The organism is Pseudoxanthomonas sp. GW835-FHT14C01 (assembly GCF_058793715.1).
Map to the genome: position 1 here is coordinate 260,804 of NZ_JBXAGB010000002.1, position 26,031 is coordinate 286,834.

Here is a 26,031-nt window from a genome sequence, read left to right on the forward strand (position 1 = left end):
CCCCCCACTCTCCGAGCCGACTCACTGCATGAGCCAGCCAGCACGCATCGTCCCCCGCAAGACATCTCCCCTGCCCAGGATCCTGCTCGGGGTCGCCGTCGTCGCCATCCTCGGCGCAGGCGCGTGGTACTGGACCTCACGCAAGGCCGACGGCGCCGAAAGCGCCTATCGCACCGCAGCCGTGGAGCGCGGCGACATCCGCGTCGCCATCTCGGCCACCGGCACGCTCAGCGCGATCTCCACGGTGACGGTCGGCAGCCAGATCTCCGGCCAGGTCACCGATGTGCTGGTCGACTTCAACAGCGAAGTGAAGAAGGGCGAGGTGCTGGCGCGCATCGACCCGAGTACCTACGAAGCCCAGATCGAACAGGGCAATGCGCAGATCGCCAACGCGCAGGCCAGCCTGAAGCAGGCACAGGCGACGCTGGCCAATGCCGAGCTGGATTACACCCGCAAGGCCGACCTCGGCACCCAGAAGCTGGTCGCGCAGAGCGACGTCGACCTGGCCCGTGCCGCGCGCGACCAGGCGCGGGCGCAGGTCAACGCGGCGCAGGCATCGATCCGCCAGCAGACCGCGTCCACTCAGACCACCCGCGTCAACCTGGATCGCACCGTGATCCGTTCGCCGGTGGACGGCGTGGTACTGACCCGCACCATCGAGCCCGGCCAGACCGTGGCCGCGAGCCTGCAGGCGCCGGAGCTGTTCACCATCGCCGAAGACCTGTCGAAGATGAAGATCGAGCTGGCCGTCGACGAAGCCGACATCGGCCAGGTCAAGGTCGGGCAGGCGGTCTCGTTCACCGTCGATGCCTTCGCCGACCGCCAGTTCCGCGGCGAGGTGCAGCAGGTCCGCCTGTCGGCCACCACCACCAGCAACGTGGTCACCTATCCGGTGGTGGTCAGCGTGGACAACAGCGATGGCACGCTGCTGCCTGGCCTGACCGTCAACGCCGAGATCGAGGTCAGCAAGCGCGACGACATCCTGAAGATCTCCAACGCGGCGCTGCGCTACAAGCCGACCGGCGAGGATGCCAACGCCACTGCCGCGCAGGCCCCGCAGGGAGGCCAGAACCGCGGCGGCGGGGTCAGCGACGATCTCGTGCGCGTGGCCGGCAGCCTGCAACTGAAACCGGAACAGCAGGCCGCCTTCGATGCCGCGCTCGCCGCGCTGCGCGAACGCCAGGCCGCACGCATGGCACAGGCGCAGCAGCGCGGCGGCGCCAGCATGTTCGGTGGCCCTGGCGGCGGCCCGCGTCCGGGCGGCAACAGCGGCGGTGGCGGGGGCGCGATGCAGGCGCAGATGCGCCAGCGCATGGCCGAACGCATGCAGCAGGACTTCGCGCCGTTCCGCGCCACCCTCGACGATCGGCAGAAGCAGCGCTGGGACGGCGAACTGCGCACGCTGCTCGGCGCCAAGCGCGCGCCCGTCTACAAGCTGGTCAACGGCAAGCCGGAGATGGTGCAAGTGCGCGTGGGCGCCAGCGACGGCACCAGCACCGAGGTGTCCGGCGCGGTGAAGGAAGGCGACATGGTGGTCGTGGGCGAGCGCGCGAAGGAATGAGCACGCCGTCCGCGAACATCGGCGATCGCGTCCCGGTCATCCAGACGCACGCGCTGGGCAAGGTCTACTCGGCGGGTACCGAGGCGGAAGTGGTCGCCCTGCGCGGTGTGGACATGCGGGTGGACCGTGGCGATTTCGTCGCGATCATGGGGCCGTCCGGCTCGGGCAAGTCCACGCTGATGAATCTTATCGGCTGCCTGGATACGCCCAGCGACGGCCGTTACCTGTGCGACGGCATCGATGTGGCCACGCTGGACGCCGAACAGCTGGCGATCCTGCGCCGCGAGAAGATCGGCTTCGTTTTCCAGGGGTTCCACCTGCTGCCGCGCATGACCGCGCTGGAGAACGTCGCGATGCCGCTGGGCTACGCGCAGGTGCCCCCCGGCGAGCGCGCCGAGCGTGCACGGCAGGCGTTGGCGGCGGTCGGCCTGGCCGAGCGCGCGGGCCATCGTCCCAATGAACTCTCGGGCGGCCAGCAACAGCGCGTGGCGATCGCGCGCGCGCTGATCAACCAGCCGCCGATCCTGCTGGCCGACGAACCCACCGGCGCGCTCGACAGCAAGACCGGCGAAGAAATCCTGGCGCTGTTCAAGCGCCTGCGCGACGACGGCCATACCGTCATCCTGATTACCCACGACGCGGAAGTCGCCGCGCACGCCGACCGCATCCTGGTGATGCGCGACGGCGAACTGCACGAAGACCTGGACCACGCGGGAGGCCGGCCATGAAGTTCTCCGACATCCTGCGCACCGCGCTGCACGCGCTGCGCGGCAACTGGATGCGCAGCGCACTGACCTCGCTGGGCGTGATCATCGGCATCGCCGCCGTCATCGTCATGGTGTCGGTGGGCCAGGGCACGCAGGCCGAAATCGACAAGCTGGTGTCCGGCCTGGGTTCGCAGCGGCTGGACATCAGCCCGGGTGCGGGCCGTGGCGGCGGTGGCGTGAGGATGAGTTCCAGCAGCTTCTTCACCCTGAAGGAAAGCGATGTCGAGGCGATCCGCAACGAGATACCGGAAGTGCAGTACGTGGCCGGTGCGTTGCGCGGCAACACGCAGATCGTGTTCGCCGAGAACAACGCATCGACCAGCTGGCAGGGCGTGCAGGCCGACTTCTTCGACATCAACAGCTGGGTCATCGCCAATGGCGAGGGCTTCGATGCGCAGGACTACTCCAGCGCCGCCAAGGTGGTGATCCTGGGCGAGACCGTGCGGCGCACGCTGTTCGGCGAGGACAGCGGCGTCGGCCAGACGGTGCGCCTGGGACGCGTACCGTTCACCGTGGTCGGGACGCTGGCGCCCAAAGGGCAGGGCGGCTTCGGCCAGGATCAGGACGACGTGATGATGGTGCCGCTGGAAACCGCGCGACGTCGCCTGCTGGGTTCGATGGGACTGCCGCCGGGCGCGGTGATGCAGGTAGCGCTGACCGTGGCCGATGCGAAGGACCTCAGCTACGTGCAGGGCGAAGTCGAAGCGCTGCTGCGCCAGCGGCACAGGATCAATCCGGGCGAGGACGACGACTTCAACGTCCGCAACATCTCCGAGATCGTCGCCACGCGCACGGCCACCACCAAGCTGATGTCGCTGCTGCTGGGCGCGGTCGCGACCATTTCGCTGATCGTCGGCGGCATCGGCATCATGAACATCATGCTGGTGTCGGTGACCGAGCGAATCCGCGAAATCGGCCTGCGCATGGCGGTGGGCGCGGGGCCGGGCGACGTGCGTCGGCAGTTCCTCGCCGAGGCCATGCTGCTGTCGCTCGGCGGCGGCGTGCTGGGCATCGTCATCGGCGTGGCCGGCGCCCTGCTTGTCGGCCAGTTCAGCGAGCTGCCGGTCGCGTTGAACGGACAGGTCATCGGCCTGGCAGCGGGCTTCTCGATCGCCACCGGCCTGTTCTTCGGATATTACCCGGCACGCAAGGCCTCGCAGCTCGATCCCATCGAGGCGCTGCGCTCGCAGTAGCGCATCGGGACTGGCATGGCGCGGCGGCGGGAGTATGCTGAACGCCCGTCGCGCCCACCGGTCCCGCGCATGAGCCCGCATTCCTCACGTCGGCCGCTCGCCTTGGCCATCCATGGAGGTGCCGGTGTGATCGAGCCGGGCAGCCTGGGTGCCGACATGGAAGCGGCGATCCACGCCGAACTCGCCCGTGCTCTCGATGTCGGCCACGCCATCCTCGCCACCGGCGGCACCGCACTGGATGCGGTGGAAGCCGCCGTGACGGTGCTCGAGGATGCACCGCATTTCAATGCCGGGCGCGGGTCGGTGTTCACCGCCGAAGGGCGACATGAGCTGGATGCGTCGATCATGGACGGACGCCATCGCCGTGCCGGTTCGGTCGCCGGCCTGATGACGGTGCGCCACCCCGTGCGACTGGCGCGGCGCGTGCTGGAGGATTCGCCGCACGTGTTCCTGATCGGCGACGGCGCGGAGCAGTTCGCCGACACGCAGCCGGCCATCGAGCGCGTGCCGAACGGCTGGTTCTCGACCGAGGCGCGGCGCGTGCAGCTGCGCGACGCGCAGCAACGCGAGCAGCAGGCCTGGCACGGCAGCGACGATCTGCGCGGCAAGTATTTCGGCACGGTCGGTGCGGTGGCGCTGGACGGCCGCGGGCACCTGGCGGCGGCGACGTCCACCGGCGGCATGACCAACAAGCGGTGGGGGCGTGTCGGCGACTCGCCGGTGATCGGTGCCGGCACCTGGGCCGATGCGCGCTGTGCGGTGTCGTGCAGCGGCTGGGGCGAGTTCTACATCCGCAATGCGGCGGCCCACGACATCGCCGCGCGTGTCGCGTACCGCGGCGACCGCCTGCGCGATGCGGTGGAGGACGTCATCCTCGGCGAAGTGCCGCAGCATGGTGGCGACGGTGGCGCGATCGCCGTGGACCGCGATGGCAACCTGGCGCTGATCCTCAATACACGCGGCATGTACCGCGGCTGGGTGCGGCCGGACGGCACGCGCGGCACCGCCATCTACCAGGACGCCTGAGTGACGGCATCGTCGGGGAGCGGCGGAGACGCGCTGACGCTGGCCGTCCATCGCACGCTCCGTGCCCAGGCCCTGCGGCTGTGCCGGCGCGCGGACGAAGCAGACGATCTGGTGCAGGAGACGTTGCTCGCCGGGTTGGTCGCCGGCCGCCATGACCTGCCCTGGCTGTCCGGCGTCCTGCGCCGCCAGGCGGCGATGGCCGCGCGCGCGGCGGTCCGACGGCGCCGGCGCGAAGCGCAGGCCGGACTCCATGCGGACGATACCGTCGCGATGGCACCGCCGCAGGAATCCGCACCTGCCGCGACCCGCCTTCCCTGGCTGGCGACGCTCCCGCCCTCGGCACGAAGGCTGGCGGTGCTCGCGCTGCATGGCCTGTCCGCGGACGAGATCCGCTGGATCCTGCGCATCGAACCGACCGCGTTCCGCCAGCGCCTGACCCGCATCCGCCAGGCGCTCGCCGCGCAATCCCCGACGGCGCGCGCGGAAAGCATCGCACTGGCGCACCTGCGGGACCCCGCACGCAGCGTCGACCTCGCCTTCGGCCTCGCCCGCCGCGCCCTGAAGGCCGCCATGCTGGCGGGCGAGGGGCTGGGCACGCACGATCCGGACGGGCATCTGATCCTGATCGATGCCGGTGCTCACACATCGCCTTCGCGCGGCAACGGAAAGAAGGGAATCACACAGGAGGACATCCTATGCTCACGCACTGCAAGGTAGGCGCCATCGTGTTCTTCGTCTCCGACCTGGCCCGGTCGGTGGCGTTCTACCGCGACACCCTGGGCCTGCCCATCGACGCCATGGACGGCCACGACGGCCCGTTCGCGATGGGTGAAGTCGGCGAACTCGCGCTGGTGTTCATTCCACGCCCGGCGCGCGCGGGCGAATCGCCGGTGGTCGTCTTCAGCCTCGATGGCGGCATCGACGACCATGCCGAAGCGCTGGCCGCCAAGGGCGTGGAGATCGTCGTGCCGGTCAGCGAATCGCCCGACGGCGGGCTGTCGCTGGATTTCCTCGATCCGGACGGCAACGTGCTGAGCCTGCACCAGAACGAAGGGGCGACGCGCCGGCGCTGAGGGCCCAGCGTGGCGGCTCGGTCACTTCACGTAAGGGCTGATCACGCGCTGCCAGATGGCGTAGCCGGCGGCATTCATGTGCAGCCGGTCCTCGACGAACAGGGCCTCGTCGGGCTGGCCGGCGGCGTCGAGCATGGGCGTGAAGATATCGATGTAGTCCACGCCCAGGCGCCTGGCTTCCGCCTGCACCAGCGCATTGGCCTCGCGCTGCACGGGCAGCAGCTGCGCGCGCGAGGGGCTGGGCTTGGTGCTGATGTAGGCGATCTTCGCCTTCGGCAGGTCGCGGCGCACGCGCTCGACGAAGGCGATGAAGTCCGCGCGCAGCTGCTGCGGCGTGCGTCCCGAGTGGAGGTCGTTGTCGCCGGCATAGATCACGATCTGGCGCGGCGCATAGGGAACGATGGTGCGATCCGCGTACCAGGTGCTGTCGCGCAGTTCGGAGCCGCCGAAACCGCGGTTGATCACCGGCACGTCGGGGAAATCCTGCGCCAGCGTTTCCCATAGGCGGATCGACGAGCTGCCGGTGAACACCACGCCCCCGCGCGGTGGCGGCGACCGGGCGTCCTCGGCCGCGAAGCGCTGCATGTCGGTTTCCCACTCCGCGTTGGAGACCTGCTCCGGAATGCGGGGCGCGGCTTTCGCTGCCGTGGCCACGGCCGTGGGCGCATCGGCGGTCGCAGGCGGGCCGCCCGCACAGGCACCCAGCAGGGCGGCCAGGGCAAGGGCGGACAGGGGCAGGCGGAGGCGGTTCGGAAACGTCACGGGGGCGGGGCTCCTCGGGGGCGGTCGGGACCTAGTGGACCAGCCGCAAGCGGGCGATGCAAACCGGCCCGGCGACGCCTTGTGGCAAAATCGCCGCCTTGGCGCGGTACCCGCGCCGGTTCCACCCGATCCGACCTCCCGCCGTCCCAGGCCCCGCCTGATCGGCCGGGGACGATGCGGGGCCTCCTTCGCATCGACCTGCCATGGCTGACGAAACCGGACATCTTCCCCGCGGCCCCGGCCGCATCCTCAAGGCCACCGTGTGGTCCATGCAGGGCTTGCGGGCGGCATGGAGGCACGAGTCCTCGTTCCGCCTGGAGGTCTACCTGCTGGTCGTGCTGGCGCCGCTCGCGCTGTGGCTGGGCGACAGCGGGCTGGAACGCGCGCTGATGATCGGCAGCTGCCTGCTGGTGCTGGCGGCCGAACTGCTGAACTCCGCCATCGAGGCGGTGATCGAGCGCTACGGCCCCGAACATCACGAACTCGCCGGCCGTGCGAAGGACATGGGTTCCGCCGCCGTCTTCGTGCTGATGATGAACGTCCTGCTGTGCTGGGCGCTGATCCTGGCGCCCCGCTATCTCTGAATCCTGATACGAACCAAGGTACTCCCCCATGATGGAACTGCTTACCGATCCGCAGGTGTGGATCACGCTGATCACGTTGAGCGCGATCGAGATCGTGCTGGGCATCGACAACCTGGTCTTCATCTCCATCGCGGTCAGCAAGCTGCCGGCGCACCAGCGCGAAGTCGCGCGCAAGTTCGGCATCGCGGTGGCGTGCATCACCCGCATCATGCTGCTGCTGACGCTGGCCTGGCTGGCAGGCCTGACCACCGACCTGTTCACGCTGTTCGGCCAGGGCATCTCGGTGCGCGACCTGGTGCTGATCATCGGCGGCCTGTTCCTGCTGGTGAAGGGCACCAAGGAAATCCTCGAACTGGTGAAGGGCGAGCCGGATTCGGAAGACGTGCATACGCGTCCGGCCGTGTCGTTCGCCGGCGTCATCGCGCAGATCGCGGTGATCGACATCGTGTTCTCGCTCGATTCGGTGATCGCCGCCGTCGGTATGGCCAACCACACCCCGGTGATGGTGGCGGCGATCCTGCTGGCAGTGGCGGTGATGCTGCTGGCGGCCAAGCCGCTGGGCCAGTTCATCGACAACAACCCGACCATCAAGATGCTGGCGCTGGCCTTCATCGTGGCCGTCGGCGCCTACCTGTTGCTGGACGGCTTCGAGATGCACATCCCGAAGGGCTATCTGTACGGCGCGATGGGCTTCTCGGCGGTGGTCGAGTGCCTCAACCTGTGGGCGAAGAAGCGCGCGAGCCAACGCATGTTGCGCGAGTAAGCGCACACCGGCTTCCGGTCGCGAAGGGCTCCCTCGGGAGCCCTTCCTTTTTCACGGACAGGTAACAAGTGCGAGGGCCGTCGTCCGGGCGCCGCGTTGCGCTTGCGCCGTCACGGGCGAGGTGCTGCAATCGGCGCGTCCTTCAACGGAGTGCCGTGTCATGCGCCAGGTGTCGCGTCTGTGGTTGCTCGTCCTGCTCGTCGCGTTGCTGTCCGGCTGCGGCTACAACGCCATCCAGCAGAAGGACGAAGCGGTGAAGGCGGGCTGGTCCGAGGTGCTCAACCAGTACAAGCGTCGCGCCGACCTCATTCCCAACCTGGTCAAGACCGTGCAGGGCTACGCGCAGCAGGAGCGGCAGGTGCTGACCGACGTGACCAATGCGCGCGCGCGCGTCGGCCAGATCCAGGTCAATGCCGACGATGCCGCCTCGCTGCAGCAGTTCCAGCAGGCGCAGGGTGAGTTGTCCAGCGCGCTGTCGCGGCTGCTGGTGGTCACCGAGAACTACCCGAATCTCAAGTCCGACCAGTCCTTCCGGGACCTGCAGGCGCAGCTGGAAGGCACGGAGAACCGCATCACCGTCGCGCGCGGCCGGTACATCCAGACCGTGCAGGACTACAACACCTACATCCGCCAGTTCCCGCAGGTGATTACCGCCAAGATCACCGGCGCGAAGGAGAAGCCCAACTTCACCGTCGAGAACGAAGCCACGATCTCGGAAGCGCCAGCGGTGGATTTCGGCACGCCTCCGCCGGCACCGGCCACCCCGCAGGCGCCGACACCGCCGCCTGCGCCGTCGCCGGACAACTGAGCGGCGACGCGCCCCTCCCATGCTTCGCGCGCTGGCGTTCTGCCTGCTGTTGATCGCTGCGCCCGCCTGGGCGCAGTCGCTGGCGGCCATTCCCGCGCTCGATTCGCCGGTGGTCGATACCACCGGCACGCTGGATGCCACGCAGAAGCAGCAGCTCGAGGCGCAGTCGCTGGCATTGCAGCAGCGCAAGGGCAGCCAGTTGCAGGTGCTGATGGTGTCCAGCACGCAACCGGAAACCATCGAGCAGTACACGCAGCGCGTCTTCGACCAGTGGAAGCTCGGTCGGCAGGGTGTGGACGACGGCGTGCTGCTGCTGGTGGCCAAGGACGATCGCCGCGTGCGCATCCAGCCCGGATACGGACTGGAGGGCGCCATCCCCGATGCGATCGCCAACCGTGTGATCCAGGAATACCTCGCGCCGAAGTTCCGCGCCGGGGATTTCGGCGGCGGCATCGTCGACGCCACCGCGACGCTGGTGAAGCTGATCGATGGCGAAGCGCTGCCCGAACCGGTGAGTACGCATCGCGAGCCCGGTGGTGGTCGCGGCGGCGACTGGCTCTTCGCGCTGTTCGCCGCCTTCATCGTGGCGACGGTCGTGCGCGGCGTGTTCGGTCGCGCACCCGCCGGGCTGCGCGGCCTGTTTACCGGCGGAGCGGCGGCGGGGGTCGCGCTGTTGCTGTCGTCGCTGATCCCGGCGGGGATCGCCGGCGTGTTCGGGTTGCTCTACGGGCTCGCTTCGGTCTCCACGCGTGGTGGCTACGCGCGCCATCGCGATTGGGGTGGTTGGGGAGGCGGCGGTGGCGGTTGGGGCGGTGGCGGGTTTGGAGGCGGTGGAGGGGGCTTCGGCGGAGGCGGCTGGGGCGGTGGCGGTGGCATGTCGGGAGGCGGTGGCGCCTCGGGGAGCTGGTGATGCGGCTGCTGCGCCATCTGTTCGCCCGTTCATCGCGGCGGCTGTTTCCCGAGGACAGCCTGCAGCGCATCACCGATGCCATCGCGACCGGTGAGCGGCTGCATCGCGGCGAGGTGATGTTCGCGGTGGAGTCCAACCTGCCGGTGGGCGCCTTGCTGGCGGGCACGCAGGCGCGGGAGCGCGCGCACGAGGTCTTTGTCCGCCTGCGCACGTGGGACACCGAGGCCAACAACGGCGTGCTGGTCTACCTGCTGCTCGCCGACCACCGCATCGAGATCGTGGCCGACCGTGGGCTGACGGGGCGCGTGAGCGATGCGGAATGGGCTGCGGTCTGCCGGTTGATAGAACAGGAGATGCGCGCCGGACATCCGGAACAGGCCGTCATCGACGGGATCGGGGCCGTGTCGGACCTGCTGGCGACGCACTGGCCGCAGTCCGGTGCGCAGCCGGATGAGGACGAGCTGCCCAACCGGCCGTACCTGCTGGACTGAAACCGACGCCGTAGAGCGGAGCTTGCTCCGCTGCGCTTGGCTCCGGATGCCTGCCCGGCCGAGCAGGCTCGGCTCTGCGGCGCGCCAGTCATCCACGCACCGACCGGCTGGGGCAAAATAGCCCATCCCCACCGGCCACGCCGAGGCGCATGATCTACCTCCACCAGATCGATCCGATCATCTTTTCGCTGGGTCCGGTCAAGCTGCACTGGTACGGCCTGATGTACCTGCTGGCGTTCGTCGTCGCCTGGTGGCTGGGCCGCCTGCGCGCCTCGCAGGGTCGATTGCCGGGCGTCAACGCGGACGCGTTCTCCGACCTGATGTTCTACGCCATGCTCGGCGTGGTGCTGGGAGGGCGTATCGGCTATGTACTGTTCTACGGTTTCGGCACCTTCCTCGACAATCCGCTGTCGATCTTCAAGGTGTGGGAAGGCGGCATGAGCTTCCATGGCGGCCTGCTCGGCGTGATGGCTGCGGCGCTGTGGTGGTCGCGCAAGCATCGCCTGCATTTCTTCGACACGATGGATTTCGTGGCGCCGCTGGCGGCGCCCGGCCTCGGTTTCGGCCGGCTCGGCAACTTCATCGGCGCCGAGCTGTGGGGGAAGCCGACGCACAGCGACTGGGGCGTGATCTTCCCGACCGATCCGGCATTGCGTGGCCTCGATGCCGTGCAGCTGCAGGCGCAGTACGCCGCCGGCGCGCTGGATCAGTTCGCACGCCACCCGTCGCAGCTCTACCAGGCCTTCCTCGAAGGGCTGGTGATGTTCACCGTGCTGTGGCTGGTGTCGCGCACGCCGCGGCCGCGTTACCTGGTCTCCGGCCTGTTCGCGCTGATGTACGGCGTGTTCCGCTTCCTGGTGGAGTTCGTGCGCGTGCCGGACGAGGGCGTGTACGTCGCCTTCGGCTGGCTGACCAAGGGCCAGATCCTCAGCGTGCCGCTGGTGCTGCTGGGCCTTTACCTGCTGTGGCTGTCGCGTCGTGCGCCGACGCTGCAACCCGTCGTGCCTGCATCCGATGCCGGCAAGGAGAAGCGCGCATGAAGCCATACCTCGACCTGCTGCAGCATGTACTCGAGCACGGCGCCGAGAAGTCCGACCGCACCGGCACCGGCACGCGCAGCGTGTTCGGCTGGCAGATGCGCTTCGACCTCAACGAAGGCTTCCCGCTGGTCACCACCAAGAAACTGCACCTGCGCTCGATCATCCACGAGTTGCTCTGGTTCCTGAAGGGCGAAACCAACATCGCCTACCTCAAGGACAACAAGGTCAGCATCTGGGACGAATGGGCCGACGAGCACGGCGAACTGGGGCCGGTGTACGGCAAGCAGTGGCGCAGCTGGGAAGGCGCGGACGGCAAGACCATCGACCAGATGCAGTGGCTGGTGGACGAGATCAAGCGCAATCCGGATTCGCGGCGCCTGGTGATCAGCGCGTGGAACGTGGCCGAGCTGCCGAAGATGGCGCTGATGCCGTGCCACTCGCTGTTCCAGTTCTACGTGGTGGACGGCAAGCTCAGCTGCCAGCTCTACCAGCGCAGCGGCGACATCTTCCTGGGCGTGCCATTCAACATCGCCAGCTACGCGCTGCTGACGCACATGGTGGCGCAGGCGACGGGACTGGGCGTGGGCGATTTCGTGCACACGCTGGGCGACGCCCATCTCTATTCGAACCATTACGAGCAGGCGCGCGAGCAGTTGTCGCGCACGCCGCGCGCGCTGCCGACGCTGCACCTCAATCCCGAGGTCACCGACCTGTTCGGCTTCACCTTCGACGACATCGAGATCCACGTTTACGACCCGCATCCGGCGATCAAGGCGCCGGTGGCGGTCTGAGTCGAGATGCGGATCTCGCTGGTCGTCGCGCTGGACCGTCACCGCGCCATCGGGCGCGACAACGACCTGCCATGGCGATTACCTGACGACCTGAAGCGATTCAAGGCGCTGACGCTGGGCAAGCCGGTGCTGATGGGGCGCAAGACGGCCGAATCCCTGGGGCGTGCATTGCCGGGCCGACTCAATCTGGCGCTGACCCGAAGCGGTCGTGTGCCGTTCGAGGGCATGCAGGCCGTTGCATCCGTCGACGAAGCGGTCGCGATCGCCGAAGCGCAGCATGCAGAAGAGCTATGCGTGATCGGCGGCGGCGAGGTCTATGCGCTGACGCTGGACCGCGCCGATGTGTTGCATGTGACTGAGGTCGACACGATCGTCGACGGTGCCCACGCGTTCTTCCCCGTGTTCGATCCCGCGGACTGGCGCGAGGTCGCTCGTGAACCCCATGGCGTCGATGCGAAGCACGCACTGGCGTTCGATTTCGTGGAATACCACCGCGCGCGCTAGCCGCGGGAAAGCGCCGCCGGCGGGCGGTAGTGGCCGATGATCGCGTGACGGAACAGCAGGTCGTCTTCCTGCGTGCCGGCGCTGATGTTGTGCAGGATCAGTGGCGTACCGTCGTGGCTGCGCCGGTCCGACACGATGCCGATATGCAGAAGACCGCTGCCGGTGAGCTTCCACGCCACGATGTCGCCGGGAGCGAAATCGTCCGCCGAGGCGCCGATGGTCCGCTGCCAACCCTCGCGTTCGAACCAGCGCATCTGGTTGGGTACGCGCCGGTGATCGATGTTGCGGTCAGGGCGGGACAGTCCCCATACGTTCGGATACATGCCGAAGTTCGCGCGCATGTCCTCGTGGATCGCCCGCTGCAAGTCCAGTCCCTGCGTGCGCAATGCGCGGATCACCACGTCCGTGCAGACACCGCGGTCGGCGGGTACGTCGCCGTCGGGATACGACAGGCTGAAGTAGGTCGGATCGTAGGCGCGCACCACGCCTATCTGGGCGCGTGCGGCAGCGACCAGCGGAGGCGAGGCCGGCACGGACGCAACATCCGCATGCGACGACGACGCGTCCTGCACAGCTGCGGGAGGAGCATCCTCGCGACACGCGGCCAACAGGGCGAGCAACAGGCACAGCATCGACCGCTGCGCACGCTGCATGCTCAATCCTTCGGCAGCTCGCCCTTCGGCGGCGGAGGGACATCGCGGCCGGGCACCTGCACCAGTTCGATGCCATCGGTGTCCAGTCGAAGCGCAGTCAGCTTGCCGCCCCACACCGCGCCGGTATCGATCGCGTGCACGCCGTGGCCGATCATCAGGCCCAGCGTGGACCAGTGGCCGCAGACGATCCTGAGGTCGCGCTCGGCGCGGCCGGGCACTTCGTACCATGGATACAGGCCCTGGGCCTGCCGGCCCGGCGCACCCTTCTCCTCGATCGCCATGCGCCCGCGCGGGGTGCAGTAGCGCATGCGCGTGAGCACGTTGATGATGGCGCGCGCGCGGTCGTAACCCGACAGGTGCGGTGCCCAGTTCGGCTTGTCGCCGTACATGTTGCGGAACAGCTTGCGATACGCGTTGCCGTGCAGTTGCTGTTCGACTTCGCGCGCATGCTTCTCGGCCAGCGCGGTGGTCCACTTCGGCGCCAGGCCGGCATGCACCATCATCCAGCCCAGCTCACGGTCCACGTGCACCAGCTTCTGCATGCGCAGCCAGTCGAGCAGCACACGCGCGTCGTCTGCGAGCACCACGCGTTGCAGGTCGGGATTGACCTTGCGCTGCTCGTCCGGGGAACGCTCGCCGATGGCGAGCAGCGACAGGTCGTGGTTGCCGAGCACGGTCGTGCTGTGGTCGCGCAGCGAATGCACCAGCCGCAGCGTCTCGAGCGACTGCCCGCCACGGTTGACCAGGTCGCCGCAGAACCACAGGCGGTCCCGCGCAGGGTCGAAGCGGATCTTCTCGAGCAGCCGCTGCGTGGCGTCGTAGCAGCCCTGGAGGTCGCCGATGGCCCAGACACTCATCGCGCCGGGGCCTCAGTGCAGCGTCCGCGGGACGGACAGGGTGAACGGAGCGATGGGAGCGTCGAAGCGGGTGCCGTCGTCGGCGAGCATGTCGTAGCGTCCCTGCATGGTGCCCAGCGAGGTCTCAAGGATGGCGCCGGACGTGTAGCGGAAATCCTCGCCCGGCCTCAGCCAGGGCTGTTCGCCGACCACGCCGTCGCCTTCCACGGTTTCCACCTTGCCGTTCGCATCCGTGATGACCCAGTGGCGGCGCAGCAGTTGCGCCGGCACGCGGCCACGGTTGTGGATGCGGATGGTGTACGCGAACACATAGCGCCCGTCCTCCGGCGTGGACTGTTCGTCCAGGAAGCGCGTGGCGACATCGACGTCGATGGCGTAATCGGGGGAATCCATGCGGGAAGTGTATGCAAAGGCGCGTAAAAGCGGAAACAACGCCCGGCGGTGCGCGGGATCAGCCTTCCGCAGGCAGGTTGGCGAGACGGACGAAGTCCTCGACCTCGATCTGTTCCGCGCGTGCATCGGGGCGCAGGCCGGCGGCTTCGATCTGCCCGGTCGAGCACGTGCCGCCCAGTGCGTTGCGCAGTGTCTTGCGACGCTGGCCGAACGCGGCACGTACGACCTCTTCGAAGCGCCGATGGTCGGCGATGCCGATGTCCGATGCCTCGCGCGGCACCAGCCGTGCGACCGCCGAATCCACCTTCGGCGGCGGGCGGAACGCGCCCGGCGGCACCACGAACAGCGAGTCCACGCGGCAATACGCCTGCAGCATCACGCTCAGCCGGCCGTAGACCTTGCTGCCGGGTTCGGCGGCCATGCGGTCCACGACTTCCTTCTGCAGCATGAAGACCATGTCGTGGATCGATGCCGCGTGCTCGATCGCATGGAACAGGATCGGCGACGACAGGTTGTAGGGCAGGTTGCCGACCAGACGGATCTTCCCGTCCCCGGCGAGCTTGCCGAAGTCCACGTCCAGCACGTTCTTGTGGATGATCGTCAGCCGGCCGACGCCTTCGGACGCTTCCATCAGCGGCGTGATCAGGTCGCGGTCGAATTCGACGGCGGTCAGTTCGCCATGCCTGCGCAGCAGCGGGAAAGTGATCGCGCCCTGGCCGGGTCCGATCTCCACCAGCCGGTCGCCGGGCTGCGGGTTCACCGCCATGACGATCTTGTCGATGTAGCTGCGGTCCGTCAGGAAGTGCTGACCGAGGGACTTCTTGGGGGGAGCCTTGAAGGACATAGGGCGAGGAGTGAGCGTGGAGAGGTGAGGGGTGAGTACGAAGCTGGGCGCGGGCGGGAGGGCAGAGGTTGCGATGTCCTGCTAACGCCTCTTCTCCACGCTCGCTCCCCGCTTCACCGCCATGCGCGCGCACATGGCCACCGCAGCGAACAGGCTGGACGGATCGGCAACGCCCTTGCCTGCGAGATCGAGCGCGGTCCCGTGATCGACCGCCACACGGGGGTACGGCAGTCCCAGCGTCAGGTTCACCGCCTGCTCGAAACCGCTGTACTTGAGCACTGGCAGGCCCTGATCGTGGTACATGGCGACGACGGCATCGAAGCCCTTCAGCTTTTGCGGCAGGAAGGCGGTATCGGCGGGCAGCGGACCCTCCAGGCGCATCCCATCGGCGCGCAGCGTGTGCAACAGCGGTTCGATGACTTCGATCTCCTCGCGACCGAGGTGCCCGGCTTCGCCTGCGTGCGGGTTGAGGCCGAGCACGGCGATGACCGGTTCGGCGACGCCGAAGTCGCGGCGCAGCGCGGCATGCGTGATGCGCAGGATCTGCGTCAGCGCGTCCCGGGTGATCGCATCCGGGACCTCGCGCAGGGGCAGATGCGTGGTCGCCAGCGCGACCCGCACGATGTCGTTGGCGAGCATCATCACCACGGGGCGGCGCGCCCGTTCTGCCAGCAGTTCGGTGGTGCCGCTGTAAGCGATGCCGCCGGCGTTGATCGCGGCCTTGTGCACCGGGCCGGTCACCAGTCCATCGAGTTCGCCGCGCAGGCAGGCGTCGGCCGCGAGCGTCAGCGCGTCGACGACCGCGCGTGCGTTGCGTGGATCCGTCGCGCCGAACGTCGTGGGTACCGTGTTGGGCACGGAGCGCAGGCGGAGATCGCCGGGGCGGCTGGCGATCTCGTGCTCCGCGAGCAACCGGAGGGGAAGGTCCAGCGCTTCGGCGGCGGCGGCGAGCGTGGCGGCGTCGCCGAAGGCGAGCAGGGTGCAGTCCTGGCGAAGCTGCTGCGCCAACCGCACGCAGAGCTCCGGTCCGATGCCGCCAGGCTCGCCCGGGACCAGCGCCAGCCGGGGCGTCACGTCAGCCGCCCGGCGTGGTCTCGGCGCGGTCGCCGGTGCGGAAGCTCACGTAGGCTTCGCCACGCAGTTCCTGCAGGTAGCGGTTGTACTCTTCTTCCGCCTTGCGGCGGCCGATGGTGTCGCGTGCCTGCGCGCGGCGGTTCTGGTCGGTCACGTCGGTCTGGCGGCTGCCAACGCGCTGCACGATATGCCAGCCGGCATCGGTGCGGAACGGCGCGCTGACCTGGCCGTCCTGCAGGCCGGTGACCTCCTTGCCGAACGCCGGGCCGAACGCATCGGCGGGGAACCAGCCCAGGTCGCCGCCGTCCTCGCGGCTGTTCGCGTCTTCGGTGGATTCCTTCGCCACGGCGACGAAGTCGGCACCGCCGGCGATGCGCGCGCGCAGCGTATCGATCTTGGCCTTCGCGGCGGCCGCGTCCTGGGTCTCGGTGATGCGCACCAGGATGTGGCGCGCGTTGTATTCCTCGACGGAGCGCTTCTCGGCCTGCGCGGCGTCGCGCACCTCCACCAGTTTCAGCAGTTGGAAGCCGCTGGGTCCACGCAGGGGACCGACCACCTGGCCGGGCGACATGCCCTTGAGCATCTCGACGAAGGCGGTCGGGATCTCATCGACGCTGCGCCAGCCCAGATCGCCGCCTTCCAGTGCATTGGGGCTGTCGGAATAGCGTACGGCCGCAGCGGAGAAATCCAGCTCGCCCTTGTCGACCAGCGCCTTGACGCCATCGATCTTGCTCTGGCCGGTGCTGATCTGCTCGGCGCTGGCGCCATCGGGCAGCGCGACCAGGATGTGCGCCAAGCGGTACTGCGTGCCGCTGGCGGCCTGCGCGGCGAGCGCGGCATCGACTTCGCCCTCGCTGACGTTGATGCGGCTCTGCGCGAACCCCTGCTTCAGGCGCTGGATGGTGATTTCGTCGCGCAGCGAGTTGCGGAACTCGGCGAACGACATGCCATCGGCTTCCAGCCGCTGGCGCAGGCCGTCCGGGGTGGTGCCGTTCTGCTGGGCCACCGCGTTGACCGCGTTGTTGAGATCGGCGTCGTTGACGCGCACGCCGGTCTCGGCGGCGCGCGCGACCTGCAGCTTGACCAGCACCAGGCGCTCAAGGACCTGGCGCTCGAGCACCGCGCGCGGCGGCAGCTGGCCGGGCTGGTTGGCGTACTGGGCGAGCACGTTCTGCACGGCGCGATCCAGCTCGCTCTGCAGCACGACGTCCTCGTTGACGACGGCGGCGATGCGGTCCAGCGGCTGCAACGTCTGCGCGAGCACGGGCGCGCCGGCGGTCGACAGGGCCAGCAGGCTGGCGATCAGGAGGCGGGAAAACGGCTTGGTCATGGCATCGGATCCGGAGCGTAAGAGGTATCGTCCGGTCGCTGCGCGATATTGCTCGGCGGGACGAGATAGAGGTCGTCTCGGTAGTAACCGAGAATAGCACGGCGAAGGGTGCGGTCCGTGTCCTGGCCGGCCGAGCCCAGGCCCTTCAGGACGAACTCGAGCTGGAAGCCCGTGTTCATTTCACCCTCGCGGTTGCGCACGTAACGGCGCACCAGCGCGCGGACCGCGAGGCAGCAGCTGTCCCACTGCACGCCGGCGACGCCTTCCAGCAGGCCGGGCTCCTGGTTGGTGGCCGCGTCGCGGTAGAAGGAGTGGTAGTAGCGGCCGACCACGCTCCACGCCGGGGTCACCGGATACAGGAACGAGAAGTCGGCCTGCTCCAGCAGGTCGCGACGGCGACGGTAGGTGATGTTGACCACGCCATCGTCGGGCAGCAGGTACCGCGCCCGTACGCTGGCCAGGTCTTCGCGGCGGAACTTGGGATCCCACTGGTACGACGCACCTATCGTCCAGCGATCGGTAGGCGCGTAGTTCGCATCGACCACCCAGGCGGACTTGCCGCGTTCCAGCGGCACTTCCGCCGATGAGTACGTGACCAGGCTGTCGTCGAAATAACGGATCTGGCCGATGCTGGCCGACAGCCGTTCGAAGCCGTCTTTCTGCCGCAGCAGCCGCGTGGTCAGCGCCAGCGTCAGCTGGTTGGCATCGGCCTGGCGGTCGGCGCCGGTATAGCGGTTGTCGCGGAACAGCTGCCCGTAGCTGAAGTTGAACGGACGGGTGTCGAAGATCGGCAGGCCATCCTGTTCGCGGTACGGCGCGTTGAGGTAGAACAGCCGCGGTTCCAGCGTCTGCAGGAAGCGGTCGCCCTTGATCTCGGTCTCCCGGTCGAAGTACACGCCGGCGTCCAGCGAGCCGATCGGCAGGCTGCGGCTGGGCGAGCGGTCGTAGAACTGCGCGATCATCGCCGGTGTCAGCTGATCGGCGGGAACGCCAAACTCGGTCACTGCGCGATCGGTGGCGATCTGCTGCGCGAGATCCCCTTCGAGCCGGTATTCGGTATGCCGGTAAGCCAGCGTCGGCGTGATGTACCAGGCCGCCCCCTGGATGGGGAAGGAGATCGTCGGCTTGATGTCGAGGCGGCTGCCGCCCGGCTTCTCGTCATGCTGGAAACGCACCGCCTCGGCGTGGCCACCCACGTTGATCCAGCGGCTCAGTGGCTGGTTCCAGTTGAGGTAGGTGCGCGGCAGGCGGTTGTAGGGAAGCGTTTCCTCGCGGCTCAGGTAGTCCGACAGCTGCCAGTGGTCGGCCATCGCGCCGGCGCTCCAGTACTCGCCGGCGCCGTACACGCCCGCAGTGCTGGTGACCGAAGAGTAGGCCTGACCATACAACGAATTGCCGAAGTCTTCCTGGTAGCGCGCATCGCTCAGCCAGATGAGGTTGGCGCGCGCCTGCCAGTTGCGGCTGAACTGATGCGAGCCCTCGAACGAGAGGAAACCGCGCCCGTCGTCCGGGTCGGGATTGTTCGGATTGAGCGGATCGTAGTCCGCCTCGTTCATGCGGTCGCGGACCAGGTCGTCCTTGGTCATCCAGGTGCCCTGGATCTCGCCGCGGCCCTTTTCGTACAGGTAGCGGAACTCGGCGCCCATCTGGAAGCCGCGCTCGCTCATGTAACGCGGTTCGAGGGTGGCGTCGTAATTCGGCGCCAGATTGAGGTAGATCGGCTGCTTCCAGTCGAAGCCGTTGCGGCCCGACAGGCCGATCGCGGGATACAGCAAGCCGGTGTGGCGCTGGTCGTCGATCGGGAACTTCAGGTAGGGCACGTACAGCACCGGCACCTTGCCCAGGCGGATCGTCGCGCCGCGCGCCACGCCCCAGCCATCGTCGGTGTTGATGTCGATGCGGCGGGAACGCAGTTCCCAGCGGCGGTCCTGGGGATCGCAGGTGGAGTAGGTCGAGTGCAGCAGGCTGCCTTCGGGGCCCTTCATGTCGATGCGGTCTGCGCCGCCGTTGCCCCGGCGCGATACCAGCTGGTACCGCACGTTGTCGATCTGGTGCGTATCGGCGTTCTGGTCGCCGCGGGCCGTATCGGCCACCAGGCGGATGCCGGTGTCCTGGTAACGGATGTGGCCGTCGGCGACGTAGGTGTCCTTTTCCTGGTCGTACTTCAGGTTGTCGGCACCGAGGAACTGGTCGCCGCGGCTCAGCGACACGTTGCCTTGGTATTCCAGATTGGTTTCCGTGCCGCCGAGGCTGTCGCCCTCGATCGACGTGGGCTGGTCGGCGCGCTGGTCACGCGTGGCCTGGGGGTTGCCGGACGCCGAGGGTTCGGGTGCGCCACCGAAGGCCGGGATGACGTCCTGGATCGGGCACAGGGCCCAGCTGTCGGGCTTCTCATCGTCGGCCAGCGCGGGCAGGCACAGGGCGATGCTGAAGGGCAACGGGAGCAGGCGAAGGGCGGTGCGCACGCGGTGCTGGGCTCGCTGTCGGACGAAAAACGGCCGTTAGCTTGCCGCATCCCATGCATGCGGGCAATGAAGGCTTCCGGCCGATGTCGGGCGGGGTTCAGCAGCGGCGGGCCGTCGGTCCGTCGGCGTCAGCGAAGCGCGTCCACGTGGACCTTGGCGCAGTCGCGCAGGGCCTCCAGGTCGTACCCGCCCTCGAGCATCGAGACCAGCCGCCCGCCGGCATGCCGGTCGGCCACCCGGCGCAGCTGGCGGGTCAGCCAGCCGAAGTCCTCGGTCTCCAGCATCAGATCGGCGAGCGGGTCGCGCATGTGCGCGTCGAACCCCGCCGATACCAGCAACAGCTGCGGTTTGAAGTCCTCCAGCGCCGGCAGCAGTTCGTCGGCCCAGGTGTTCTGGAAGCGGAAGCCACCGCTGCCGGGGGGCAGCAGGGCGTTGAACACGTTGCCCACGCCACGCTCGTAAGGCGCACCGCTGTGCGGGTAGATGCCGGATTCGTGGGTGCTGAAGTAGGCCACGCGCGGATCGTTGTAGAAGATGGCTTGCGTGCCGTTGCCGTGGTGGACGTCGAAATCGATCACCGCCACGCGCTCCAGCCCGTGCTTTTCGCAGGCATAGGCCGCCGCCACGGCGACGTTGTTGAACAGGCAGAACCCCATCGCCGTGGTGCCGGTCGCGTGGTGGCCCGGCGGGCGCACGGCGCAGAACACGGTCCGGTCCTCGCCGTTCATCACCGCATCCACCGCCGCCACGCCGGCGCCGGCGGCGCGCAGCGCGGCGGCACGCGAGGCCGGGGACATCACCGTGTCCGGGTCGAGCATGCGGTAGCCGGACACCTCGGCTTCCAGCACGTCGTGGACCAGCGCCTCGTCGTGGACGCGGCGCAGGTCCCCGAGCTTCACGATGGGGGCCTCACGCCAGTCGGCATCCGCGTGGTGCCGGCGCAAGGCCTCGAGCACGACTTCCAGCCGCGCCGGGCGCTCCGGGTGCTCGGGACCGGGGTCGTGCAGCAGGCAGGCGGGGTGGGTGTAGATGATCACGGTGCCGGCATGGCCTTCGAAGGGAGCGGGAACCGCTTCTCCCGGTGGGTGTCAGGTCCATTCTATGCGCGGGCCCGGTACGGTCGGCATTCGACCTTCGGGGGCGGGCGGTCGCGCAGGGCATCGCGGGCGTGGCCCGCTCCTGCAGCGACCATGGGGATCTGTAGGAGCGCCTGGGGCGCCCAACGGCTCAGGAATGGCGCCGTTCGTGCTTCCACAGCACTTCGCCCTGGCCGTCGGCGCGGGCGAGCACGCGGGCCAGCACGAACAGCAGGTCGGACAGGCGGTTGAGGTAGCGGATCGCTTCCGGCCGCACGGCATCGTGGCGGGCCAGGGTGACGGTCTCGCGCTCGGCGCGACGCACGATGGTGCGGGCCAGGTGGCAGCGCGACGCCGCCTCGCCACCGGCCGGCAGGATGAAATCCTTCAGCGGCGGCAGGTCGTCGTTGTAATGGTCCAGCTGCCGTTCCAGCGCATCGACGTCATCGCCGGTGATCGCCGCATGGCCGGGGATGCACAGCTCGCCGCCCAGATCGAACAGCTGGTGCTGCACGGTCGTCAGCAGAGCGCGGATGTCGTCCTGCACGCTGGGCACCGCCAGCAGCACGCCGATCGCCGAATTGGCTTCGTCCACCGTGCCGTAGGCGGTGACGCGCGCGGAGTCCTTGCCCACGCGCGTGCCATCGCCCAGCCCGGTGCTGCCGTCGTCGCCGGTGCGGGTGTAGATCTTCGAAAGGCGGTTGCCCATCGTCGGCGTGCTGGTCCGTCAGTCCGCGGTGCGGCCGTGCGGCTTGGCCAGGCGCACGACCTGTTCGACCATCACGTGCACGATGACGGCCAGGCCCACGTAGATCGCGGCCACGCGCAGGTAGGGCGCGTACCAGTCGCTGAAGTTCTTCCACCAGCCGGCGAGGGTGGGCTCGCTGACCACCGGGCTCAGCCAGTAGAAGCTGCCCTGGCTCAGCAGGTGGCAGACCGTGACCGAGGCCAGCAGGCTGCCGACCAGCAGCGCCAGCGTGCGGCCGTGGTTCGCTGTCTGGTAGCGGCGCAGCAGCGCACCGCCCGCCCACATCGCGCCGTAGGCCGGCAGCAGGAACCAGTACGCCGGCGACACGCAGTAGTGCGTCCAGAAGTTGATGCCCTGGCCGCTGATCACGAGGTAGTCCACCACCACGGCCGCCGCCATGAACAGCGGGAATGCCCAGCGGGACCAGCTGCGCAGGTAGTAGCCACCGATGAAGAAGGCGGCCCAGCTGGCATCGGGCAACGGACCGATGTGGCCGAACGTGGTGGGCAGGTGCAGGCGGGTCAGGACCAGCAGGGCGGCGATCAGCGCCAGCACGAGGACGCGTTGGAAAGTGGTGTTCATCGGCACGGTTCCGGAGACTCAGCCCCGCATTCTACCGGAGCCCGCGCGCCGCATGCCCACGCAGGGGCCGCGGGAGACGGGGCGCTATCATGGCCGCATGAAAGAACGGCATGACGTGGTGATCGTGGGCGGGGGACTGGTCGGTGCCAGCCTGGCCATTGCCCTGGACCGGCAGGGGATGGACGTGGGGCTGGTGGAAGCCAGCCCATCGGGACAGATGCCTGCGGTATTCGACCAGCGCAACCTCAGCTTTGCCGCGGCGACGGTCAATGCACTGACCGCGCTGGGCGTGATGCAGCAGCTGCGTGCGCCCACCGGGCCGATCCGGCGCATCCACATCAGCCGCCAAGGCGATTTCGGGCGCGTGAAACTCGATGCCGCCGATTACGGCCGCGACGCCTTCGGGCAGGTCGTGGTGGCGCGTGATTTCGGCGAGGCGCTGGAGGCGAGGCTGGACGGTCTGTCCAGGTTGACGCGTTATCGGCCGGCGCGCTTCGTCGGGTTCGCGCAGGACGACGCAGGACATCGCGCGCTGCGGATCGCCGATGCCGAAGGCGAGCGCACGCTGGAGGCCCGGCTGGTGGTGGCGGCCGACGGCACCCGCAGCGCGGTGCGCGAAGCGCTCGGCATCGGCGTGGACGAACACGACTATGGCCAGACGCTCTTCGTCGCCCGGGTGCGCGCCACGCAGGCCCCGGATGGCACGGCTTACGAACGCCTGTGCGACAACGGCCCGACCGCGCTGCTGCCGCGCGGCGACCGGCACTGGGGTGTCGTGCATGGCGTCGCGCGTGAAGCCGCCGATGCGGTCGCGGCGCTGGACGAGGCGGCCTGGCTGGCGCGCGTGCAGGACGTGATCGGCTGGCGGATCGGTCGACTGACCGGCAGCGGTGAGCGCAGTGCCTATCCGGTTGTCCGCGTGGTCGCCCAGCGGCTGGTCGCCGACCGCGCGGTCGTGCTCGGCAATGCCGCGCAGACGATCCATCCGATCGGCGCGCAGGGATTCAATCTCGGCCTGCGCGATGCGCTGACGCTGGCCGAGGAGATCGCGCGTCGCGACGATCCGGGCGATGCGGACAGCGTGGCCGCGTATGCCAAGCGCCGGCAGGAAGACCGCGACCGGACGCTGGCGTTCTCCGACGGCCTGGCGCGGTTGACCGCCAATCCGTCGCCGTTGCTGAAGCCGCTCCGCAGCCTGGGCATGGTGGCGGTGGACGCACAGCCCTCGCTGCAGTCGTTCCTGGTGGGCGGCGCGATGGGGTTCCGGGGCGACGTGCCGGCACTGTGCCGCGGAGAGGCCGCATGAAGCGACGTGGACAGATCGATGTCGCCGTCGTCGGTGGTGGCGTGGTGGGGGCTGCCTGCGCGCTGGTGCTGGCGCGCGAAGGGCTGGAGGTGGTGCTGGTCGAAGCCCGTGAACCGCCGCGCTGGTCGTCGGCGCAGCCGGACCTGCGCGTCTATGCGTTCGCACCCGACAACGCGGCGCTGCTCGACGAGGCAGGCGCATGGAATGCGGTGCGCGGCGCGCGCGCGCATCCGTATCGGCGCATGCGGGTCTGGGACGCCGGCGGGGGCGACGAACTGCGGTTCGATGCCGATGCGCTCGGTCGTACGCAACTGGGCTGGATCGTCGAGAACGCACTGCTGGTCGACCGGCTCTGGGCCGCGCTGCCACATGCGGGCGTGCAGGTGCGCTGCCCGGCGCGCGTCGAGGCGATGGAGCAGGACGCGTCCGGCGCGACGCTGCGGCTGGACGATGGCACGCGCGTCGATGCGCGACTGGCGGTTGCGGCCGACGGCGCCGATTCCACCTTGCGCCGCCTGGCCGGTCTCGACGTCGCCGCGCACGACTACGCGCAGCGTGGCGTGGTGGCGTTCGTGCGCACGGGCACGCCGCACGAAGACACCGCGTGGCAGCGCTTCCTGCCGACCGGCCCACTGGCGTTCCTGCCTTTCGCGGACGGACTCAGCTCCATCGTGTGGACGTTGCCCGATGGCGAGGCGCAGCGCGTGCTGGCGCTGGACGATGCCGCGTTCGACCGGGAGCTGACGCTGGCGATGGGCGGCCAGCTCGGCCAGGTGGAAGCCGTTTCGCCCCGCACCGCCTTTCCGTTGAGGCGGCAACTGGCCAACGACTACGTCGCCGGCCGCATCGTCGTCGCCGGCGATGCCGCGCATGTCGTGCATCCGCTGGCGGGACAGGGCGTCAATCTCGGCCTGCGCGATGTCGACGCGCTGCGCGACGGCATCCGTGCCGCCGAGAACAAGCGTGTCGACTGGGCCGCCCCCCACCGCCTCGAACGCTGGGCACGCCAGCGTCGCAGCGAGAACGCGACCGCCGCCTATGCCTTCGACGGCATCAACCGGCTGTTCTCGAACGACGAAATGCACCTGACCCTGCTGCGCGGTCCGCTGCTGGGCCTGGCCGGCAGGCTGCCGCCGCTGGTGGATTTCTTCTGGCGGCACGCGGCCGGGCAGCGCTCGCGCTGACGCCGTCGGCGCGCCGCATGCGGTAGCCTCGGGATTCCGCTGGCCCGGGGCCATCTGCCATGAGTGCCGACCGTTCGTTTCCCGACCTCTCGCGTCGACGCCTGCTCGGCGCGCTGAGTGCGGCCGGCCTCGCCGGTGTGCTGCCGGTCGCACGTGCCGGGCAGCGGCGGCGGACGATCGGGGTCGCGCTGGTGGGACTGGGCCACTACAGTCGCGACCTGCTGGCGCCCGCGCTGCAGATGACGAAGCACTGCCGACTGGCCGGCATCGTCACCGGCACCCCCGCCAAGGCGGAGGAATGGCAGCGCCGCTATGCCATTCCCGAGCGCAACGTCTACGACTACGCCGGCTTCGACCGCATCGCCGACAACCCCGACATCGACGTGGTCTACGTCGTGCTGCCCAACCACCTGCACAAGCCGTTCACCTTGCGTGGCGCGGCAGCGGGCAAGCACGTGTGGTGCGAGAAGCCGATGGCGATGGACGCGGTGGAAGCCCTCGCGATGATCGAGGCATGCCACCGCCATCGCGTGCAGTTGGCGATCGGCTACCGCATGCAGCACGAACCCAATACGCAGGCGGTGATGGCATTGGCGACGTCGCGTCCGTTCGGGCGCCTGCAGCGTGTCCGCGCCGAAGCGGGCTTCCACGGCTTCGACGATGCGAACGGCGATCCGTGGCGGCTGGACCCGGCGCGCGGCGGCGGCGCGATGTACGACATGGGCGTGTACGCCCTCAACGCCGCGCGCTACACCACCGGCGCCGAGCCGGTCGCGGTCACCGCCACGTCTGCGGTGGAACGTCCGGCGATCTTCCGTGGCGTCGACGAGACCATGCGCTTCCGTCTCGAATTCCCCGACGGCGTCGTCGCCGACTGCGAAACCAGCTTCGGCCGCAACCTCAACCGGCTGCGCGCCGAGTGCGCAGACGGCTGGTACGAACTGTCGCCCTTCCAGGCCTACGAGGGCGTTCGAGGCGACGCGAGCGACGGGCGCCGCTTCGATGCGGCGATCGGCGCCACACCCGCGCAGCAGGCGCGACAGATGGATGCCGACGCGCTGGCCATCCTGGAGGGGCGTCCACCACGCGTTCCCGGCGAAGAAGGCTGGCGTGACATGCGGGCGCTGGATGCGATCTTCGCGTCCGCGCGCGCGGGCGGGCGCCGCGTGGAGATCGCCGGCGGCCGGGTGCCGTGAAGCAAGGCCTGGACGAGCGCCGCAGTCCTCGTGAAGACGGCGACCCAGAC

General features: G+C 69.0%; 26 protein-coding genes and 2 pseudogenes. 17 read left to right on the plus strand and 11 right to left on the minus strand.

The window, feature by feature from the left end; genetic code table 11:
• Positions 1–28: 28 nt before the first annotated feature.
• The 6 genes from AC1Q5B_RS07770 to AC1Q5B_RS07795 all read left to right on the plus strand — a co-directional run bounded on the left by AC1Q5B_RS07770 (position 29) and on the right by AC1Q5B_RS07795 (position 5,620).
• A complete protein-coding gene (locus AC1Q5B_RS07770) occupies positions 29–1,561 on the plus strand; it encodes an efflux RND transporter periplasmic adaptor subunit (protein WP_492631153.1) in 1,533 nt (510 codons plus the stop codon).
• On the plus strand, positions 1,558–2,289 hold the full coding sequence (locus AC1Q5B_RS07775; RefSeq protein ID WP_492631154.1) for an ABC transporter ATP-binding protein: 732 nt from the start codon (positions 1,558–1,560) through the stop codon (positions 2,287–2,289). Before AC1Q5B_RS07770 ends, AC1Q5B_RS07775 begins: the two co-directional genes overlap by 4 nt.
• Positions 2,286–3,521 (plus strand): ABC transporter permease, encoded by a 1,236-nt coding sequence (locus AC1Q5B_RS07780; protein WP_492631155.1) that lies wholly within the window; start codon positions 2,286–2,288, stop codon positions 3,519–3,521. The genes AC1Q5B_RS07775 and AC1Q5B_RS07780 overlap by 4 nt, the downstream gene beginning before the upstream one ends.
• A 69-nt stretch (positions 3,522–3,590) precedes the next feature.
• Positions 3,591–4,547 (plus strand): isoaspartyl peptidase/L-asparaginase family protein, encoded by a 957-nt coding sequence (locus tag AC1Q5B_RS07785; protein ID WP_492631156.1) that lies wholly within the window; start codon positions 3,591–3,593, stop codon positions 4,545–4,547.
• Positions 4,548–5,264 carry an RNA polymerase sigma factor gene (locus tag AC1Q5B_RS07790; protein WP_492631157.1) on the plus strand — a complete coding sequence of 239 codons (717 nt, stop codon included), beginning with the start codon at positions 4,548–4,550 and terminating at the stop codon, positions 5,262–5,264.
• Positions 5,243–5,620, plus strand: a complete 378-nt coding sequence (locus AC1Q5B_RS07795) for a VOC family protein (RefSeq protein ID WP_492631158.1) — start codon at positions 5,243–5,245, stop codon at positions 5,618–5,620. The genes AC1Q5B_RS07790 and AC1Q5B_RS07795 overlap by 22 nt, the downstream gene beginning before the upstream one ends.
• 21 nt (positions 5,621–5,641) lie before the next feature.
• Here AC1Q5B_RS07795 and AC1Q5B_RS07800 read toward each other — a convergent pair whose 3' ends face one another.
• Positions 5,642–6,325 carry an SGNH/GDSL hydrolase family protein gene (locus tag AC1Q5B_RS07800; protein ID WP_492632061.1) on the minus strand — a complete coding sequence of 228 codons (684 nt, stop codon included), beginning with the start codon at positions 6,323–6,325 and terminating at the stop codon, positions 5,642–5,644.
• A gap of 260 nt (positions 6,326–6,585) precedes the next feature.
• Here AC1Q5B_RS07800 and AC1Q5B_RS07805 point away from each other — a divergent pair, with 260 nt between their 5' ends.
• From AC1Q5B_RS07805 to AC1Q5B_RS07840, 8 genes are all read left to right on the plus strand, one after another.
• The gene (locus AC1Q5B_RS07805; protein WP_492631159.1) at positions 6,586–6,966 is read left to right on the plus strand and encodes a diacylglycerol kinase; all 381 of its coding nucleotides are present in this window, start codon (positions 6,586–6,588) and stop codon (positions 6,964–6,966) included.
• A gap of 28 nt (positions 6,967–6,994) precedes the next feature.
• Positions 6,995–7,729, plus strand: coding sequence for a TerC family protein (locus AC1Q5B_RS07810; RefSeq protein WP_492631160.1), 735 nt, complete (start codon positions 6,995–6,997; stop codon positions 7,727–7,729).
• Between the two features lie 160 nt (positions 7,730–7,889).
• Positions 7,890–8,537: a LemA family protein gene (locus tag AC1Q5B_RS07815; protein ID WP_492631161.1), complete on the plus strand. Its 648-nt coding sequence runs from the start codon at positions 7,890–7,892 to the stop codon at positions 8,535–8,537.
• 19 nt (positions 8,538–8,556) lie between these two features.
• Positions 8,557–9,447 carry a TPM domain-containing protein gene (locus tag AC1Q5B_RS07820; RefSeq protein ID WP_492631162.1) on the plus strand — a complete coding sequence of 297 codons (891 nt, stop codon included), beginning with the start codon at positions 8,557–8,559 and terminating at the stop codon, positions 9,445–9,447.
• Positions 9,447–9,938, plus strand: coding sequence for a TPM domain-containing protein (locus AC1Q5B_RS07825; protein ID WP_492631163.1), 492 nt, complete (start codon positions 9,447–9,449; stop codon positions 9,936–9,938). Before AC1Q5B_RS07820 ends, AC1Q5B_RS07825 begins: the two co-directional genes overlap by 1 nt.
• Positions 9,939–10,087: 149 nt before the next feature.
• Positions 10,088–10,978, plus strand: coding sequence for a prolipoprotein diacylglyceryl transferase (gene lgt, locus AC1Q5B_RS07830; protein WP_492631164.1), 891 nt, complete (start codon positions 10,088–10,090; stop codon positions 10,976–10,978).
• Positions 10,975–11,769 (plus strand): thymidylate synthase, encoded by a 795-nt coding sequence (locus AC1Q5B_RS07835; RefSeq protein WP_492631165.1) that lies wholly within the window; start codon positions 10,975–10,977, stop codon positions 11,767–11,769. Before lgt ends, AC1Q5B_RS07835 begins: the two co-directional genes overlap by 4 nt.
• A 6-nt stretch (positions 11,770–11,775) precedes the next feature.
• Positions 11,776–12,273 (plus strand): dihydrofolate reductase, encoded by a 498-nt coding sequence (locus tag AC1Q5B_RS07840; RefSeq protein ID WP_492631166.1) that lies wholly within the window; start codon positions 11,776–11,778, stop codon positions 12,271–12,273.
• Here the strand turns inward: AC1Q5B_RS07840 and AC1Q5B_RS07845 are convergent.
• The 10 genes and pseudogenes from AC1Q5B_RS07845 to AC1Q5B_RS07890 all read right to left on the minus strand — a co-directional run bounded on the left by AC1Q5B_RS07845 (position 12,270) and on the right by AC1Q5B_RS07890 (position 22,295).
• A complete protein-coding gene (locus AC1Q5B_RS07845; RefSeq protein WP_492631167.1) occupies positions 12,270–12,926 on the minus strand; it encodes a DUF1287 domain-containing protein in 657 nt (218 codons plus the stop codon). The two genes, AC1Q5B_RS07840 and AC1Q5B_RS07845, sit on opposite strands and share 4 nt — an antisense overlap.
• Positions 12,927–12,937: 11 nt before the next feature.
• Positions 12,938–13,783, minus strand: a pseudogene (locus AC1Q5B_RS07850) (symmetrical bis(5'-nucleosyl)-tetraphosphatase); the annotation flags it as partial.
• Positions 13,784–13,795: 12 nt separating this feature from the next.
• Positions 13,796–14,176: a Co2+/Mg2+ efflux protein ApaG gene (gene apaG / locus AC1Q5B_RS07855; RefSeq protein WP_492631168.1), complete on the minus strand. Its 381-nt coding sequence runs from the start codon at positions 14,174–14,176 to the stop codon at positions 13,796–13,798.
• A 58-nt stretch (positions 14,177–14,234) separates the two neighbouring features.
• Positions 14,235–15,020 (minus strand): 16S rRNA (adenine(1518)-N(6)/adenine(1519)-N(6))-dimethyltransferase RsmA, encoded by a 786-nt coding sequence (gene rsmA / locus AC1Q5B_RS07860; RefSeq protein WP_492631169.1) that lies wholly within the window; start codon positions 15,018–15,020, stop codon positions 14,235–14,237.
• Positions 15,021–15,101: 81 nt separating this feature from the next.
• Entirely contained in the window at positions 15,102–16,094 is a 993-nt protein-coding gene (gene pdxA / locus AC1Q5B_RS07865; RefSeq protein ID WP_492631170.1) for a 4-hydroxythreonine-4-phosphate dehydrogenase PdxA, read from the minus strand.
• 19 nt (positions 16,095–16,113) lie between these two features.
• Positions 16,114–17,424, minus strand: a pseudogene (locus tag AC1Q5B_RS07870) (peptidylprolyl isomerase); the annotation flags it as partial.
• Positions 17,421–19,889, minus strand: a complete 2,469-nt coding sequence (lptD, locus tag AC1Q5B_RS07875) for an LPS assembly protein LptD (protein ID WP_492631171.1) — start codon at positions 19,887–19,889, stop codon at positions 17,421–17,423. The gene lptD and the pseudogene AC1Q5B_RS07870, both read right to left, overlap by 4 nt.
• Before the next feature lie 128 nt (positions 19,890–20,017).
• Positions 20,018–20,926, minus strand: coding sequence for a histone deacetylase family protein (locus AC1Q5B_RS07880; RefSeq protein WP_492631172.1), 909 nt, complete (start codon positions 20,924–20,926; stop codon positions 20,018–20,020).
• A gap of 190 nt (positions 20,927–21,116) precedes the next feature.
• Entirely contained in the window at positions 21,117–21,674 is a 558-nt protein-coding gene (locus AC1Q5B_RS07885) for a cob(I)yrinic acid a,c-diamide adenosyltransferase (protein WP_492631173.1), read from the minus strand.
• A gap of 18 nt (positions 21,675–21,692) precedes the next feature.
• Positions 21,693–22,295 (minus strand): hypothetical protein, encoded by a 603-nt coding sequence (locus tag AC1Q5B_RS07890; protein ID WP_492631174.1) that lies wholly within the window; start codon positions 22,293–22,295, stop codon positions 21,693–21,695.
• Between the two features lie 97 nt (positions 22,296–22,392).
• On the opposite strand from AC1Q5B_RS07890, the gene ubiH reads away from it, so the two are divergent.
• The 3 genes from ubiH to AC1Q5B_RS07905 are packed head-to-tail and all read left to right on the plus strand — an operon-like array spanning position 22,393 to position 25,981.
• Positions 22,393–23,601 carry a 2-octaprenyl-6-methoxyphenyl hydroxylase gene (ubiH, locus tag AC1Q5B_RS07895; protein WP_492631175.1) on the plus strand — a complete coding sequence of 403 codons (1,209 nt, stop codon included), beginning with the start codon at positions 22,393–22,395 and terminating at the stop codon, positions 23,599–23,601.
• On the plus strand, positions 23,598–24,785 hold the full coding sequence (locus AC1Q5B_RS07900; protein WP_492631176.1) for a UbiH/UbiF family hydroxylase: 1,188 nt from the start codon (positions 23,598–23,600) through the stop codon (positions 24,783–24,785). The genes ubiH and AC1Q5B_RS07900 overlap by 4 nt, the downstream gene beginning before the upstream one ends.
• Positions 24,786–24,844: 59 nt before the next feature.
• Positions 24,845–25,981 carry a Gfo/Idh/MocA family protein gene (locus AC1Q5B_RS07905; protein WP_492631177.1) on the plus strand — a complete coding sequence of 379 codons (1,137 nt, stop codon included), beginning with the start codon at positions 24,845–24,847 and terminating at the stop codon, positions 25,979–25,981.
• Positions 25,982–26,031 lie beyond the last annotated feature (50 nt).